Origin of the sequence: Algibacter sp. (genome assembly GCF_049667265.1) — a bacterium.
In the GTDB taxonomy this organism is placed as follows: domain Bacteria; phylum Bacteroidota; class Bacteroidia; order Flavobacteriales; family Flavobacteriaceae; genus Algibacter_B.
Genome location: NZ_JBATHX010000060.1, coordinates 1 through 1,747, shown reverse-complemented (window position 1 = coordinate 1,747; position 1,747 = coordinate 1). Strand labels below are relative to the sequence as shown.

Genomic DNA, 1,747 nt, shown 5'->3' with positions numbered 1-1,747 from the left:
TTTGTGGTTGTGGTGGCACTTCATTAGGATTTGAAATGGCTGGATTTGAGACGATTTTGGGTTGCGATATTCATACGCCATCAATAAAAACGTTTCAAGCAAATCACCCAAATTGTTCAACCATTATTGGCGATGTTAAAAAAGTAAATCCTGAGGTAATAAAAGAACTGCTTAATGGACGACAACTGGATGTGCTTATTGGCGGGATTCCGTGTCAAGGGTTTTCGCTAAACAACAGAAAAAGGCACGAGCAAGATGATAGAAACTTTATGTATATGGAGTTTGCCCGATTTGTTGAAATTTTACAACCAAAAGTGGTTGTTTTAGAAAATGTGTCTGGGATGAAAAGTGTTGGAAGTTTCGTTAAAGACATTGAAACCCATTTAAGTGACATTGGAAACATGCAAGTAAAAAGTGAATTACTTTATGCTCCAGATTACGGTGTACCGCAGAAAAGAAAACGATTAATATTTGTTGGGATTAGGGATAAAGAATTCGATTTTAAAGACATTATTAAAACCCACGGACTTGAAACGTCAAAAGATTATATCAACATAAAAGAGGCTATTGGCGATTTACCTTCTTTAAAAACTAAAGAAACCAAAACGACTTATAAATCTGAGCCTTTTAGTGATTATCAAAAATTAATGCGCTTAAATACCAATGGCAGTTTTACAGGGCATACGGCACCAAACCATCCGCTAGCAACAATTGATAGAATAAAAAACACAATACCAGGTGAACCTATGTACGAAAAGTTTAAACAACGCATACGGTTGGCCTGGGATATTTTGAGTCCGACTCAAGTTTCTGGAGGTATCAGGCCTCAGTTTCAACTTGGGCACCCTATAGATAATAGAGGTTTATCTATACGTGAAAGATGTAGAATACAGAGTTTTCCTGATAATTTTGTTGTTAAAGGTGGAACGGTTCAAGCTAGAGTGCAAACAGGAAATGCCGTGCCACCTTTTTTAGCAAAAGCGGTTGCTTTGGCGATTAAAAAATATTTAGACTAATATTTAAAATCTAGTACTAAACGTGAAATTTTACTCCTTTTATGATTGAAATTTTAATAACCCCAGATATTATTGATTATGCTAATTCGAAATTAGAGCATGTAAATACTCATGATAATTTAGGATTGAGCAAATTTGGATCTGAAAGGGATAGAATTTTAGTTGGTTACATTGGTGAAAGAATTATAATGAAATATTTGGGACTCAAGAATGATGAAGACAAATATCATTATGATTTAATTTCTAATAAAGGTAAAAAGCTTGAAGTTAAAACGATTACTTGCAAGTTTAAACCGAAGCCTGATTATTGGTGTACGGTGAATTCGCATGATTTGTCAGGCGTTTACAAACAGGATGCTGATTTTTATATTTTCTTAAGAATTTTGAATGATTACAGCAAAGGCTGGCTCCTTGGGTGGATTGCTTGTGATGATTTTTTTGAAAAAGGGGAATTTGTAAAAAAAGGGAAAGATTTTGGTAAGTTTAAATTTGTAAAAGCTAATGCTACCATTTTACCAATTAATGAACTAAATGAGTTTAAAGAAAATATGTTTTAAACAACCTCATAAAAGCAAAACCAACCTTAACTTTAAAAAAGAAGTTAGCAAACAGATGCGTTAGCGATAGAAACGACATCCTTTTAAATAGAAAAATCCCGCATTAATGTTGCGGGATTTTTCTATTTAAAAGATATAGTGGATAGCGCGACCCTTGTGGTAACCTGCCTGCCG

General features: G+C 34.2%; 2 protein-coding genes. Both read left to right on the top strand.

Annotated features, from left to right (window positions below; all coding sequences use genetic code 11):
• A partial coding sequence (locus WBN21_RS02225; RefSeq protein ID WP_424197675.1) for a DNA cytosine methyltransferase occupies window positions 1-1,016 on the top strand: 1,016 nt, incomplete at its 5' end.
• Between the two features lie 41 nt (window positions 1,017-1,057).
• Entirely contained in the window at window positions 1,058-1,573 is a 516-nt protein-coding gene (locus WBN21_RS02220) for a hypothetical protein (protein ID WP_424197674.1), read from the top strand.
• The last annotated feature ends 174 nt before the right edge of the window (window positions 1,574-1,747 follow it).

Bases quoted from the DNA above. Each gene is read 5' to 3' on its own strand.
- WBN21_RS02220 (WP_424197674.1), top strand. From the start codon at position 1,058: ATGATTGAAATTTTAATAACCCCAGATATTATTGATTATGCTAATTCG.